The sequence below is a fragment of the Pseudomonas sp. MF08817 genome (genome assembly GCF_059862705.1).
On the sequence record NZ_JCBCUY010000015.1, the window covers coordinates 35,513 to 49,117 of the forward strand.

The window sequence follows — 13,605 nt, forward strand, 5'->3', positions numbered from 1 at the left end:
TGTTTGATGAGCGGGCGCGCCATTGCAGAGAGGCTAGAGCAGTGTGAAAAACCGGGGGAGGGATGTGGGTTAGTTGTCCTGGCGGACAAGCGATGGCTTGTAAGAGGGGAGCCCGAGCCACCCCTACGGCAGCCCGGGCCCTCCAACCACCGATCAACGCACCTGCACCACTACTTTACCCACGGCTTTGCGTTGGCCGAGGTCGTTGATGGCTTGGGCGGCGTTGCTCAGAGGGTAGAGCTGCGAGACCAGGGGTTTGAGCTTGCCTTCGGCGAACCAGCCGAACAGTTGCTGGAAGTTGGCGGCGTTGTCCTGGGGCTGGCGTTGGGCGAAGGAGCCCCAGAACACGCCGACCACCGCCGCGCCTTTGAGCAGGGCGAGGTTGACCGGCAGTTCGGGGATACGCCCGCTGGCGAAGCCCACCACCAGCAGGCGGCCGTTCCAGGCGATGGCGCGGATAGCCTGGTCGAAGAGGTCGCCGCCCACCGGGTCGTAGATCACGTCGGCGCCGTTGCCGTCGGTGAGGCGTTTGATTTCGTCCTTGAGGTTAGTGGTGGTGTAGTTGATGAGTTCATCGGCGCCGGCGGCTTTGGCCACGGCGAGTTTTTCTTCGCTGCTGGCGGCGGCGATCACGCGTGCGCCCATGGCTTTGCCGATTTCCACGGCGGCCAGGCCCACGCCACCAGAGGCGCCGAGCACCAGCAGGGTTTCGCCCGGTTGCAGGTGGGCGCGCTGCTTGAGGGCGTGCATGGAGGTGCCGTAGGTCATGCTGAAGGCGGCGGCGGTGTTGAAGTCCATGGCGGCGGGGATCGGCAGGACGTTGTAGCCCGGCACCGCGACTTGTTCGGCGAAGCTGCCCCACCCGGTCAGGGCCATGACCCGGTCACCAACCTTGAGGTGGCTGACCTTCTCGCCCACGGCGCTGACCACGCCCGCGGCCTCGCCGCCCGGGGAAAACGGGAAGGGCGGTTTGAACTGGTACTTGCCCTCGATGATAAGGGTGTCCGGGAAGTTGACCCCGGCGGCATGTACCTCGAGCAGGATTTCGTTCTTCTTGGGCTCGGGACTTGCGACGTCTTCCAGCACCAGCGTTTCGGCGGGGCCGAAGGCTTTGCACAGCACGGCTTTCATCAGGGCTATTCCTTTGGGAGTGATGGCCGATAAGTGTAGGTGTGGGTGTCGGGCGGTCAACGAGCATGCCCGGCCCTGATAGCTGGCCATAAGCTTGTACTTAAGTGGCGGATCGCTATCCTAGTGGCCAGTGTGGCCATAGGCCTCAAACCGGATAAGGAGTGAATTGTGAAAGCGTGGATCCTGTTGCTGCTGGCCCTGTCTCTGCCCACGGCCGCGATGGCCGAGGAAGCAGCCAAAGAAGGCGCGGCGCCGAAAGTCAGCTATATCAGCCTGACCCCGCCCTTCGTCGGCAACTATGGCCTGGACGGCAGCCCCAAGCTCAAGGTGTTCAAGGCTGACGTGGCCCTGCGCGTGACGGGCGAGGAGGCGGCCAAAGCGGTCAAGGCCAACGAGCCGTTGATCCGCAATCAACTGGTGGCGCTGTTTTCCCAGCAAACCACCGAAACCATGAGCAACGTCGAGGCCAAGGAAAAGCTGCGCCAGGAAGCGCTCAAGCAAACCCAGCAAGTGATGAACGACGAAACTGGCAAGCCCATGGTCGATGACCTGCTGTTCAACAACCTCATCATCCAATAACCCGCCGTGTAGCAAGCGGGCTCGCCCGCGCTGAAGCGCACCGCGCGCCTAGTGCCCGTTGCTCACCTTCAAGACGCCAGGCTCTTGCGAAACCGCGCCAGGGCAATGGCGAAGAACAGCAGCCCGATCCCCGCCAATGCCAGCAAGTCCGGCCACACCACGCTCACCCCCGCGTCGCGGAACAGAATCGCCGCGCTGAGGCTGACGAAGTGGGTCGAGGGCGAGCCCTGCATCACCCATTGCAGCCATTGCGGCATGCTGTCCAGCGGCGTGCTGCCGCCCGACAGCAGCAGCATCGGGATGATGACCGGGATCGCCAGCAAGCCGAATTGCGGGGTCGAGCGCGCCAGGGTGGCGAGGAATATCCCTAATGCGGTGCTGGCGAACAGATACAGCGCCGTGACCAGCAGAAACAGGGTCAACGAGCCCGCCAACGGCACGCCGAGGGCGCCCTTGACGATCACTTCCAGCGACACCCAGGTGCACAGCACTACCACCAGCATGTTGCTCCAGATTTTCGCCAGCATGATTTCCAGCGCGGTCAGCGGCAGCACCAGCAAGTGGTCGAGGGTGCCGTGTTCGCGTTCGCGCAGCAGCGCGGTGCCGGTGAGCACGATGGCCAGGATGGTGATGTTGTTGACGATCTGGATCACCGCCAAGAACCAGCCGCCCTCCAGGTTGGGGTTGAACAGTGCACGGGCGGTCAGCAGTGCCGGGGCTTTGTTGGCTGATTCGCTGGGGCTGGCGTAGTTGAGCAGTTCGCGCTGGAAGATCCGGCCGATATAGCCGGCGCCCATGAACGCCTGGCTCATGGCCGTGGCATCAACGTTGACCTGCACCGCCGGGGCGCGCCCGGCCAGCAGGTCGGCCTGGAAATTGGCCGGCACGTTGATGACAAAGGTGTATTGGCCGCTGTCCATGACCTTGTCCAACTGATCGTAGGGCAGCAGCACGGCGCTCTGGAATTCCGGCGGTTGCAGGGATTCGGCGAGCAGGCGCGAGAGGTGGCTGTGGTCTTCATCCACCAGGGCCACGCTGGCGTTGTGCACGCCAATCACCGAGCCGGCGGCGGGCATGTAGATGGCCACGGTGAAGGCGTACATCAAGAACAGCAGCAGAACGCTGTCGTGGCGCAGGCTGGTGAGCTCTTTGAGCCCCAAGCGCAGGATGTGGGCGAACGCGTGCATCAGGCCTCCTGCTTTTTCAGCATGACCAGGCTCAGCCCGGTGAACCCGAGGAAGAACCCGACCAACGCTAGGCATTGCGGCCACAACTGGCGCACGTCCAGGGCCTTGGTGAAGGTGCCGACGGCGATGTCGAGGAAGTAGCCGGCCGGGAACAGCATGCCCATGGCCGCCGCCGCGCCTTCCAGGGACGAGCGCGGCACGATCAGCCCGGAGAACTGAATGGTCGGCAGGCTGGTGATAATCATGGTGCCCAGGATCGCCGCGATCTGGGTGCGGGTGAACGCCGAGATCAGCAGGCCCATGCTGGTGGTCGCCAGCACGTACAAGGTGCCGCCCAGGGCCAGGGTCAGGCCGCTGCCCTTGAATGGCACACCGAATAGCCAGCGGTTCATCGCCGCCAGCAGCGCCAGGTTAATCAGGCTCACGGCCAGGTACGGCGCCTGTTTGCCCAAGAGAAACTCCAGGCGCGTGAGTGGCGTGGCATAGAAGTTGGTGATCGAACCCAACTCCTTCTCGCGCACGATGCCCAGGGCGGTGAGCATGGCCGGGATAAACGCCAGGATCAGCGCCATCACGCCGGGGCCGATGGCGTTGACGCTGACCACATCCTGGTTGTAGCGAAAGCGGGTTTCCAGTTTGGCCGCAGGCATCGCTGCCAGCGCCGGGCTGCTCTGCTCGGCCAGTTGCACGAGGTTGGCCTGGTGCACTGCTTCTACGTAGTTGCGGCTGGTTTCGGCGCGAAACGGCATGCCGCCGTCGAGCCACGCCGCCACCGCCGGTTGCCGCCCGGCGTAGAGGTCGCGGCCGAAACCGGGCGGGATCTCCAGCGCCAGTTTGATTTCCGAGCGCTGCAAGCGTTGGTGCAGCTCCTTGGCATCCTGGATCGGCGCCTGCTCGGCAAAGTAGCGCGAGCTGCGGAACGCCTCCAGGTAGGTGCGGCTTTGCGGGGTCTGGTCCTGGTCGTAGACGGCGAAGGCGAGTTTCTCCACGTCCAGGGAAATGCCGTAGCCGAAAATCACCATCATGAAAATCGCCCCCAGCAGAGCGAACGCCAGGCGCACCTTGTCGCGCATCAGCTCCTTGCCTTCGCGGCTGGCCACCGCGATCAGGCGCGCCAGGCTGAAGCCGCGCTTACCCACGGGGAGCGGCTCGCTCTTGTGGGCGCCAGGCGTGCCAGTGCTGGCGTTCGCGGGAGGGCTGCTGGCCGGTGCCTCGGGTTGCTTCTGCGCGTCTTCCAGGCAGCGCACGAAGGCGGCCTCCAAGGTATCGCCGTGGAACTGGCGCTGCAGCGCCTCGGGCGTATCGCAGGCCAGCACCCGGCCGGCGTGCATCAGGGAGATGCGGTCGCAGCGCTGGGCTTCGTTCATAAAGTGGGTGGAAAGGAAAATCGTCACCCCTTGCTCGCGGGACAACTCGATCAGCAGGCGCCAGAAGTCGTCGCGGGCCGCCGGGTCGACGCCGGAAGTGGGTTCGTCGAGGATCAGCACTTCCGGGCGATGCAGCACCGCCACCGCCAACGACAGGCGCTGGCGCACGCCCAGGGGCAGGGCGCCGGACTGTTGCTCGGCCATGTCGCCCAGGCCAAAGCGTTGGATCAACTCCTCGATACGCGGGCCGCTTTCGGCCTTGGGCAGGTCGAACAACTGGGCATGCAGCACCAGGTTCTGGCGCACGCTGAGTTCACCGTACAGGGAGAAGCTCTGGGACATGAAACCCACGCGCTTGCGGGTCGCCAGGTCCTTGGCGTTGACCGGGTTGCCCAGTAGCGTGGCGCTGCCTTCGGTGGCGGGCATCAGGCCGGTCAGCACCTTCATGGTGGTGGTCTTGCCGCAGCCGTTGGAGCCGAGGAAACCGAAAATCTCGCCGCGGCCGATGGCGAAGCTGACCTTGTTCACTGCGGTGAAATCACCGAAGCGCAGCGTCAGGTCGTGGGCCTCGATGGCGATTTCGGCGTTGTCGCTGACCCGTGGCGGGATCACCAACGGCTTGCTGTTGTGGGCGCTGTCGCCCTGGAAGTAGGTGAAGGCTTCGTCGAGCTTGCCGCTGGGGGTGACCGAGGCCAGTTCGGCGCTCAGCCCGTCGGCGATCAATTTGCCGCGGTCGAGCATCAGGCAGTGTTCGAACTGCTCGGCCTCTTCCATGTAGGCGGTGGCCACCAGCAGGGTCAGTTGCGGGCGCTGGCGGCGCACGTCGTCCACCAACTCCCAGAAACGCCGGCGTGACAGCGGGTCGACGCCCGTGGTGGGTTCGTCGAGGATCAGCAGGTCTGGCTCGTGGATCAACGCGCAGCACAGGCCCAGCTTCTGCTTCATGCCGCCCGAGAGCTTGCCCGCCGGGCGCTCGGCGAAACTGGCCAGGTCCGTGGCCAGCAGCAGGCTGTGCATGCGTTCGTCGCATTCGGCCTTCGACAAGCCGAACAGGGTGGCGAAAAAGCGGATGTTTTCGCTGATCGACAGTTCCGGGTAGAGGTTGCCGCCCAGGCCCTGGGGCATGAAGGCGATGCGCGGGTAGAGGCTGTTGCGGTGGCGGCGCTGGGTGATGGCGCCGCCGAGGACGTCGAGTTGGCCCTGTTGGAGTTTCTTTACCCCGGCGATCAGCCCCAACAGGCTGGACTTGCCCGCGCCGTCCGGGCCGATGAGCCCGCAGCGCGTGCCGCTGGGCAGGCTGAAGGCGATGTCGATCAGGGCTTGCTGTTTGCCGTAGCGGTGGTTGAGGCCGACGGCTTGCAGGGCCAGGGCGCTCATTGCAGGTTAGCCGGCCAGTCCACGGTCGCCGTGCGTACATAGCCGGCGCCGGGCATGCCCGGTTTCGCCTGGGGCACGGCACTGGGTTGGGTCAGTTTCAGCTTGACGCGAAACACCAGTTTTTGCCGCTCGTCGCGGGTTTCCACCTCTTTGGGGGTGAACTGCGATTTGGCGGCGACGAAGCTGATGCGCGCGGGTAGCGGTTGGTTGGGCAGGGCGTCGAGCACGATGCGGCCTTCGTCGCCCACGGTCAGGCGCCCGGTGACCGAGGCGGGCAGGTAGAGGTTCATGTATTGGTCGTTGGGGTCGATCAACAGCAACACCCGCCCGCCGGCGCCGAGCACTTCGCCCGGTTCGGCCAGGCGCAATTGAATGATGCCGTCGATGGGCGCGCGCAGGCTGCTGTCATCGATTTCGCTGGTCAGTTGCGCCACCTGCGCCTCGCTGGCGGTGATGGCGGCCTTGACCGCCGCGACCTGGGCTTGTGCCGCGAGCACGGCGGCATTGCCGGTGTTGAGGCGGGCCTGTTGCTGGTCGATGATCTGGCGGCTGGCGAAGCCACGCTTGAACAGCTCCTGGGAGCGGCCCAGTTCCTGATGGGCCAGCAGTTGTTCGCTCTGGCGCAACAGTACGTTGGCTTGGGCCGCGGAGAAGTTTTCCTGGGCGCGTATCACTTCGGCTTCGGCCTGGTTGCGCTGGGCTTCGAGGGTGCGGGTGTCCATGCGTGCCAGCAGTTGGCCCTTGAGCACCTTGTCGCCTTCATCGACACGCACTTCGGCCAGCCGCCCGGGGATCTTGCTGGCGATCTGCACTTCGGTGGCTTCCAGTCGGCCATTGCCCATGCTCAAGCCTTCGGGCAGGCGATCCTGGGAGGATTTCCAGTAGCCAAAGGCACCGGCGCCCACCAGTAGAACCAGGAGCGAACAGGCGAAGAGACGAGATGAGCGATGGTTTGTCGACATAGGGGAAGGCATCCTGCAGCGGTAGCGTCCAAGTTTGGCTGGTTCGCACTTCTGGCGAGTTGATATCAGTCAAATGAGGGGCAAGCCTACCCCGATTGTGCGCAGGATGCATGGGCCTTGGATGTGACTGGCGAGTTCTCGCCCGTTCAGCGCAGGGCTAGCACTGCCGCCCACTGCGCGGCGGTCACCGGCATCACCGAGAGGCGGCTGCCTTTTTGCACCAGGGGCATTTCGGCCAGTTCGGCCTGTTGCTTGAGGTAGCCCAGGCCCAAAACCTTGGGGAACGTCTCGACGTGGGCCACGTCCAGTGCGCTCCAGGGGTTTTTCTCGGCGCTGGCCTTGATGTCGTAGTAATGGCTTTGCGGGTCGAGGGCCGTGGGGTCCGGGTAGGCGCCTGCGACAATGCGCCCGATTCCCGCGATGCCCGGTTCAGGGCAACTTGAGTGGTAGAAGAAAAACTCGTCACCCGCGGCCATGGCCCGCAAGAAGTTGCGTGCCTGGTAATTGCGCACGCCATCCCACCGGGTCTGGCCGAGCTTCGCCAGGTCCTGGATCGAGAGTTCGTCCGGCTCGGATTTCATCAGCCAATAGGCCATGGGGCACTCCTGAAAGGGCAAATGCGCGAATTTTATGACAAACCGACAGTCGGTTGACGTCAAGGTTTGCGTGTCAGTTCACGTTATCGCAGAATGCCGGACTTTTAAGCTTGACGCTGCTGCACGGCCTATAAACGGAAACCGATGCTGTCATCGTGTGTGATCTGCCTTGAGGGGGGCAATCGATGAAACGCAAACCGGATTTGCTCTGGGTTTTGGTTATTTTGTTCGGTTTGGGCGTCGTGACCACCGGTTATGCACAGAGCCTGTGGGCCAACAAAGTCGATGCGCCGATTGAAGTGACCCAGCAGGCTCCCGGCTTCAAGCGCTGAACCACCTCTCCCCAGGCGCCTACCGCGCCACGTACCATTTGCGATCGGTTACCGTGCCTTGCAGCGGGACGTCCCAACTGGCCTGATCCAACTTTTCGACCTTTTGGCATTCGTGGGCCAGCCCCAGCAGCGTCGGCTTGCGCCAGCTTTTGCGGCGCGCCAGGTACGCGAGGCTGCGGTCGTAGAACCCGCCGCCCATCCCCAGGCGCCCGCCCGTTTCATCGAAGCCGACCAACGGCAACAGCACCAGGTCCAGGGCCCAGGCCTTGCGCTGGCGGGCGACATTGACCCGCGGTTCGAGGATGCGAAAGCGGTTGGGCTTGAGCTTTTCGCCGGGGCGAACGCGTTGGAATGCCATTTTCGTGCGTGGCCAGGCGCTGAGTACCGGTAGGTAGGTGGCCTTGCCGCGCCGCTGGGCCGCGCGCAGCAGCAGGCGCGGGTCGATTTCACCGTCGGTGGGCAAGTACAGGGAAATATGTTGGGCCCGGCGCCAAACCGGGTGTTGCGCCAGTTGCCGGTACAACCCGTGCGCCGCCCGGCGCTGTTGGCGGGCGGTGAGGGCGCGGCGGGCGCGGCGCAGCATGCGTCGAAGTTGCGGGCGTGAAAGCGGCGCAGGTTCGGTCATGGTGATCGGCTGTCGAGGTGGGCCGCCCGCTGGGCATGCCGGTGATAAAACAATGCCAGTTGCGAGAACTGGCATTGGATTGAATTCAGGCTCCCTGGATGAACCGCTGCCGACTTAGCCCTTGAACCCGAAAGTTCAAGGTGGAAGATGCAGTAGGCTTTAAGGCTTTCCGTCTAGCGGACATGCACACCAGCCCAACGTGCAACTTCCAGGGTAGTGCGAATCGGCTCAGGGACATCGCCAGCTGGCAAGCACCCCAGGGAGTGGCGCGAGTATACCCCAAGCGGTGACATCATTCAGCCTTTGCTGACGTCCGGGTCGTTGGACAACGCCTGGTCGACACGGTCGAGCAGGTCGCGCACCTGCTCGCGGGTCGAGCCGCTGGCCTGCACGTCCGGGCGTTCCTGGCTGTGCAGCAGGTCGTGGGTGATATTCAGCGCGGCCATTACGGCGATGCGGTCGGCGCCGATGACTTTGCCGCTGCTGCGGATCTTGCGCATTTTGTCGTCCAGGTAACGGGCGGCGGCCAGCAGGTGGCTGCGCTCTTCCTGGGAGCAACTGACGGAATACTCTTTGTCGAGGATCTGCACGGTGACGCTATTGCTTGAACTCATGAGTCTTGCTCCAAGGCCTTGAGGCGCGAAATCATCGATTCGACCTTACGCCGGGCGATTTCGTTTTTTTCAATGAGGTGCGCGCGTTCCTCGCGCCAGGTCTTTTCCTGAGCTAATAGGAGTCCGTTCTGGCTCTTTAGTTGCTCGACTCGGGTAATTAGCAATTCGAGTCTGGCCATCAGCGCGTGCAGGTCGGTGTCTTCCATTGTGTCCACTAAAAATGTGTCTGATGGGCGGCAACTGCCGGGCAGCCTTTAATGGTCTTGGCGAGTCTGTCGTTGTAGGATACAAGCCCTTCATTCTAGACATAGCGCCGCTTGGCGCCTAGCAGCCCATGCCCATTCAGAATTCCCCGTACCAAGCCTTCGCCACCCTGCTCACCACCAGTGGCCACCCCGTCTCGCCTGCCGAACTGCATGGCCTGTTGCTGGGGCGCAGTTGCGCCGGCGCGGGCTTTGAAGCCGACAGTTGGTTGGCCGACGCCGCCGAACTGCTCGAAGGCGAACCGCAGGACAACGTGCGCAATGCTCTGATCGGCTTGCAGGAGATGGTCAAGGGCGAGCTGACCGGCGACGACATGACTGTTGTGCTGCTGTTGCCCACCGACGACGCACCCCTGGCCGACCGTGCCGCTGCGCTGGGCCAATGGTGCCAGGGCTTCCTCACCGGTTTCGGCCTTACCCGCCGCGCCTACGCGTTGAGCACCGAAGCCACCGAAGTGCTGCAGGACCTGGCTGCCATCGCCCAGGTGCAGGACGCCCTCGAAGAGTCCGATGACGGCGAGAGCGACTACATGGAAGTCATGGAATACCTGCGTGTGGCGCCGCTGCTGCTGTTCACCGAAACCAAGAAAACCGACGAGTCGGCCGCCAAACCGTCGCTGCATTGACCGCGTGAGAGGGAACCCCGTCTGCCCATGATCCATATCCCGAAATCGGAATACACCCGCCGCCGCAAGGCGCTCATGGCGCAGATGGAACCCAACAGCATCGCGATCCTGCCCGCCGCCGCGGTGGCGATCCGCAACCGCGACGTCGAGCACGTCTACCGCCAGGACAGCGATTTCCAATACCTCAGCGGCTTCCCCGAGCCCCAGGCCGTGCTGGTCCTGATGCCCGGCCGGGTGCACGGCGAGTACCTGCTGTTCTGCCGCGAGCGCAACGCCGAGCGCGAGTTGTGGGACGGTTTGCGCGCCGGCCAGGAAGGCGCGATCCGCGACTTTGGCGCCGATGACGCCTTTCCCATCACCGACATCGACGACATCCTGCCGGGCCTGATCGAAGGCCGCGACCGGGTGTATTCGGCCATGGGCAGCAACCCGGAATTCGACCGCCACCTGATGGACTGGATCAACGTCATCCGCTCTAAAGCGCACCTTGGCGCCCAGCCACCGAACGAATTCGTTGCCCTGGATCATCTGCTCCACGACATGCGCCTGTATAAATCGGCGGCAGAAGTGAAGGTGATGCGCGAAGCGGCGCGGATTTCCGCCCAGGCCCACGTCCGTGCCATGCAGGCCAGTCGGCCGGGGCTGCACGAGTTCAGCCTGGAAGCGGAGCTGGATTACGAGTTCCGCAAGGGCGGGGCGAAAATGCCCGCCTACGGCTCCATCGTGGCCGCCGGGCGCAACAGCTGCATCCTGCATTACCAGCAGAATGACGCACTGCTCAAGGACGGCGACCTGGTACTGATCGACGCGGGCTGCGAGATCGACTGCTACGCCAGCGACATCACCCGCACCTGGCCGGTCAACGGCAAGTTTTCTCCTGAGCAGAAAGCCATTTACGAAGTGGTGCTGGCGTCTCAGGAGGCCGCTTTTGCCCAGATCGCGCCCAATAAACACTGGAACCAGGCCCACGAGGCCACCGTTCGGGTGATAACCACCGGGCTGGTGGAGCTTGGGCTGTTGCAGGGTGAAGTGGACGAATTGATCGCCAGCGAGGCCTATAAGGCGTTTTACATGCACCGCGCCGGCCATTGGCTGGGCATGGACGTGCATGACGTAGGCGAGTACCGCGTAGGCGGGCAATGGCGCGTGCTGGAAGTCGGCATGGCGCTGACGGTGGAACCGGGCATCTACATTGCGCCCGACAACCTCAACGTGGCGAAGAAATGGCGCGGCATTGGCGTGCGCATCGAGGATGACGTGGTAGTGACCAAACAAGGTTGTGAAATCCTGACCGGCGGCGTACCGAAAACCGTCGCCGCCATCGAGGCCTTGATGGCCGCTGCCCGGGTGCCTGTGGCATGAGCCGCGTTCATCTGGCAATCATCGGCGGTGGCCTGGTGGGCGCGAGCCTGGCGCTGGCGTTGCAGGCCGGGGCCAAGGCCCGCGGTTGGAAAATCGTCCTGATCGAACCCTTCGCCCCCGGCGACAGCTACCAACCCAGCTATGACGCCCGCTCCTCGGCGCTGTCCTATGGCGCCAAGCAAATCTACCAACGCCTGGGCCTGTGGCAGGAAGTCTCGCGCCGCGCCGAGCCGATCAAGCAAATCCACGTGTCCGACCGCGGGCGGTTTTCCACCGCGCGGCTGTCGGCGATGGAAGAAGGTGTGCCGGCCCTGGGCTACGTGGTGGAAAACGCCTGGCTCGGCCAATGCCTGTGGCAGGGCCTGGACAAGGACGTCATCAGTTGGCGGTGCCCGGCCCATGTCACCCGCATGGAGCCGCTGGCCGATGGCTATCGCCTCACCCTGGACGACGAAACCACCCTTGAATGCGACCTCGCGGTATTGGCCGACGGTGGCCGCTCGGGGCTGCGTGAGCAATTGGGCATCGGTGTGCGCCAGCGCCCTTATAACCAAAGCGCGCTGATCGCCAACGTCACCCCCAGCGAAGCCCATAACGGCATGGCTTTCGAGCGCTTCACCGACGACGGCCCGATGGCCCTGCTGCCGCTGCCGGAAAACCGCTGCGCGCTGGTCTGGACCCGCGTCGGCATGGACGCCAAGCGCTTGGCGGAGCTGGACGAGCGCAGTTTCTTGAGCGAATTGCAGGGCGTGTTCGGCTACCGCCTCGGCACCCTCAAGCACGTCGGCGCGCGGCACCTCTACCCGCTGACGCTGGTGGAGGCCGAAGAGCAAGTGCGGCCCCATCTGACGGTGCTGGGTAACGCGGCCCACAGCCTGCACCCCATCGCCGGGCAGGGCTTCAACCTGTCCCTGCGCGATGCCCAGGCCCTGGCCGATGCCTTGCTGGCCAGTGAATTGCCACCGGGTGACTTCCCCACGCTGCAAGCCTATCGCGAGCGCCAGCGCCTCGATCAGCAGCTCACCGTGGGCTTTTCCGACCAGGTCACGCGCCTGTTCGGCAGCACCCAACCCTTGGTGTCGTTTGGCCGCAACCTTGGCCTGCTGGGCCTCGACCTACTGCCGCCCGCCAAACGCTGGTTCGCCCGCCAGGCCATGGGCCTGGGCACCCGGCCCGATATCTAAGTTGCGCGCCCGGCGTGTGCCGGCGCGGCTCACTACAACCCTTTAGGTGCGACGCAAGTCGCCCGCGAGACAGGCTTAAAGCATGGACATGCGCGCAGATCTGCTGATTGTCGGGGCCGGAATGGTCGGGAGCGCCCTGGCGCTGGCGTTGCAGGGCAGTGGCCTGGAGGTGCTGTTGATCGACGGCAGCCCTCTGAGCGTCAAACCCTTCGACCCCCTGGCCCCCTTCGAGCCACGGGTGAGCGCCTTGTCGGCCGCCAGCCAGCGGATTCTCGAACGCCTCGGCGCCTGGGACGGCATCGCCCACCGCCGCGCCAGCCCCTACAACCAGATGCACGTGTGGGACGGCAGCGGCACCGGGCAGATCCACTTCTCGGCGGCCAGCGTGCATGCCGAGGTGCTGGGCCATATCGTCGAAAACCGCGTGGTCCAGGACGCTTTGCTGGAGCGCCTGCACGCCTGCGACCTGGGCCTGCTGGCCAACGCGCGCCTGGAGCAGATGCGCCGCTCCGGCGACGACTGGCTGCTGACCCTGGCCGATGGCCGCACCTTGCGCGCGCCCCTGGTGATTGCCGCTGATGGCGCCCACTCCGCCGTGCGCCGCCTCACCGGGTGCGCGACCCGCGAATGGGATTACCTGCACCACGCCATTGTTACCAGCGTGCGCAGCAGCAAGGCGCACCAAATGACCGCGTGGCAGCGCTTCACCGACACCGGGCCGCTGGCCTTTCTGCCGTTGACGCGTGATGGCCAGCAAGACTGGTGCTCCATCGTCTGGTCCACCACACCCAGCGAAGCCGAACGTTTGATGGCCCTGGACGAGGAGGCCTTTTGCCGCGAACTGGAGCGCGCCTTTGAAGGACGCCTGGGCACGGTGCTCAGTGCCGACGGGCGGCTGTGCGTGCCCCTGCGCCAGCGCCACGCCAAGCGCTATGTGGCCGAAGGCCTGGCGCTGATCGGCGACGCGGCGCACACCATCCACCCGTTGGCCGGGCAGGGCGTCAACCTGGGCTTTCTCGATGCGGCGGTGCTGGCCGAGGTGCTGCTCAACGCCGCCAGCCGTGGCGAGCGCCTGGCGGACGTGAAAGTCCTCAGCCGCTTCGAGCGTCGGCGCATGCCCCACAACCTGGCGCTGATGAGCGCGATGGAAGGCTTCGAACGCCTGTTCCAAGCCGACCAACTGCCGCTGCGCTGGCTGCGCAACACCGGGCTGAAAATGGTCGAGCAAATGCCCGAGGCCAAGGCCCTGTTCGTGCGCCAGGCCCTGGGCCTGAGCGGCGACCTGCCGGAGCTGGCCAAGGCTTGAGTGGGCAATATCTGAGCGGACACTGCGGGTCCTGCAACATCCAGTAACGCCTGGGCTCAGTGATCGATTGAGAACGTAAATGTGAGTCCTTATC

At 64.5% G+C, this 13,605-nt stretch carries 14 protein-coding genes and 1 other RNA gene; 6 read left to right on the forward strand and 9 right to left on the reverse strand.

Annotation, left to right across the window (positions count from 1 at the left end; translation table 11 throughout):
• Nucleotides 1–153: 153 nt before the first annotated feature.
• Nucleotides 154–1,131 (reverse strand): NADPH:quinone oxidoreductase family protein, encoded by a 978-nt coding sequence (locus AC19YR_RS11330; protein ID WP_095108702.1) that lies wholly within the window; start codon nt 1,129–1,131, stop codon nt 154–156.
• Nucleotides 1,132–1,299: 168 nt separating this feature from the next.
• On the opposite strand from AC19YR_RS11330, the gene AC19YR_RS11335 reads away from it, so the two are divergent.
• Entirely contained in the window at nt 1,300–1,710 is a 411-nt protein-coding gene (locus tag AC19YR_RS11335; RefSeq protein WP_095108703.1) for a flagellar basal body-associated protein FliL, read from the forward strand.
• Nucleotides 1,711–1,778: 68 nt separating this feature from the next.
• Here the strand turns inward: AC19YR_RS11335 and AC19YR_RS11340 are convergent, their stop codons facing one another.
• The 4 genes from AC19YR_RS11340 to AC19YR_RS11355 form a co-directional block, all read right to left on the reverse strand.
• Nucleotides 1,779–2,897: an ABC transporter permease gene (locus AC19YR_RS11340; RefSeq protein WP_095108705.1), complete on the reverse strand. Its 1,119-nt coding sequence runs from the start codon at nt 2,895–2,897 to the stop codon at nt 1,779–1,781.
• Nucleotides 2,897–5,641: a ribosome-associated ATPase/putative transporter RbbA gene (gene rbbA / locus AC19YR_RS11345; RefSeq protein WP_500598477.1), complete on the reverse strand. Its 2,745-nt coding sequence runs from the start codon at nt 5,639–5,641 to the stop codon at nt 2,897–2,899. The genes AC19YR_RS11340 and rbbA overlap by 1 nt, the downstream gene beginning before the upstream one ends.
• On the reverse strand, nt 5,638–6,603 hold the full coding sequence (locus AC19YR_RS11350; protein ID WP_095108708.1) for an HlyD family secretion protein: 966 nt from the start codon (nt 6,601–6,603) through the stop codon (nt 5,638–5,640). The genes rbbA and AC19YR_RS11350 overlap by 4 nt, the downstream gene beginning before the upstream one ends.
• 146 nt (nt 6,604–6,749) lie before the next feature.
• On the reverse strand, nt 6,750–7,199 hold the full coding sequence (locus AC19YR_RS11355; RefSeq protein ID WP_095108710.1) for an EVE domain-containing protein: 450 nt from the start codon (nt 7,197–7,199) through the stop codon (nt 6,750–6,752).
• A gap of 185 nt (nt 7,200–7,384) precedes the next feature.
• Between AC19YR_RS11355 and AC19YR_RS11360 the strand changes: the two genes are divergently transcribed.
• Nucleotides 7,385–7,531 carry a hypothetical protein gene (locus tag AC19YR_RS11360; protein WP_095108711.1) on the forward strand — a complete coding sequence of 49 codons (147 nt, stop codon included), beginning with the start codon at nt 7,385–7,387 and terminating at the stop codon, nt 7,529–7,531.
• A gap of 19 nt (nt 7,532–7,550) precedes the next feature.
• On the opposite strand, the gene AC19YR_RS11365 is transcribed toward AC19YR_RS11360, so the two are convergent.
• The 4 genes from AC19YR_RS11365 to AC19YR_RS11380 all read right to left on the reverse strand — a co-directional run bounded on the left by AC19YR_RS11365 (nt 7,551) and on the right by AC19YR_RS11380 (nt 8,976).
• Nucleotides 7,551–8,156: a 5-formyltetrahydrofolate cyclo-ligase gene (locus AC19YR_RS11365; protein WP_095108712.1), complete on the reverse strand. Its 606-nt coding sequence runs from the start codon at nt 8,154–8,156 to the stop codon at nt 7,551–7,553.
• A gap of 87 nt (nt 8,157–8,243) precedes the next feature.
• Nucleotides 8,244–8,422, reverse strand: a non-coding RNA gene (gene ssrS, locus AC19YR_RS11370) — 6S RNA.
• A gap of 30 nt (nt 8,423–8,452) precedes the next feature.
• Nucleotides 8,453–8,770: a cell division protein ZapA gene (locus AC19YR_RS11375; RefSeq protein WP_095108713.1), complete on the reverse strand. Its 318-nt coding sequence runs from the start codon at nt 8,768–8,770 to the stop codon at nt 8,453–8,455.
• Nucleotides 8,767–8,976: a TIGR02449 family protein gene (locus AC19YR_RS11380; RefSeq protein ID WP_017125437.1), complete on the reverse strand. Its 210-nt coding sequence runs from the start codon at nt 8,974–8,976 to the stop codon at nt 8,767–8,769. The genes AC19YR_RS11375 and AC19YR_RS11380 overlap by 4 nt, the downstream gene beginning before the upstream one ends.
• Nucleotides 8,977–9,104: 128 nt before the next feature.
• Between AC19YR_RS11380 and AC19YR_RS11385 the strand changes: the two genes are divergently transcribed.
• The 4 genes from AC19YR_RS11385 (at nt 9,105) to AC19YR_RS11400 (ending at nt 13,511) form a co-directional block, all read left to right on the forward strand.
• Entirely contained in the window at nt 9,105–9,659 is a 555-nt protein-coding gene (locus AC19YR_RS11385; protein WP_095108714.1) for a YecA/YgfB family protein, read from the forward strand.
• Between the two features lie 27 nt (nt 9,660–9,686).
• On the forward strand, nt 9,687–11,021 hold the full coding sequence (pepP, locus tag AC19YR_RS11390; RefSeq protein WP_095108715.1) for a Xaa-Pro aminopeptidase: 1,335 nt from the start codon (nt 9,687–9,689) through the stop codon (nt 11,019–11,021).
• Complete coding sequence (gene ubiH / locus AC19YR_RS11395; RefSeq protein WP_095108717.1) at nt 11,018–12,205, forward strand: 2-octaprenyl-6-methoxyphenyl hydroxylase; 1,188 nt, start codon at nt 11,018–11,020, stop codon at nt 12,203–12,205. The genes pepP and ubiH overlap by 4 nt, the downstream gene beginning before the upstream one ends.
• A gap of 88 nt (nt 12,206–12,293) precedes the next feature.
• Nucleotides 12,294–13,511 carry a 2-octaprenyl-3-methyl-6-methoxy-1,4-benzoquinol hydroxylase gene (locus AC19YR_RS11400; RefSeq protein ID WP_500598549.1) on the forward strand — a complete coding sequence of 406 codons (1,218 nt, stop codon included), beginning with the start codon at nt 12,294–12,296 and terminating at the stop codon, nt 13,509–13,511.
• Nucleotides 13,512–13,605 lie beyond the last annotated feature (94 nt).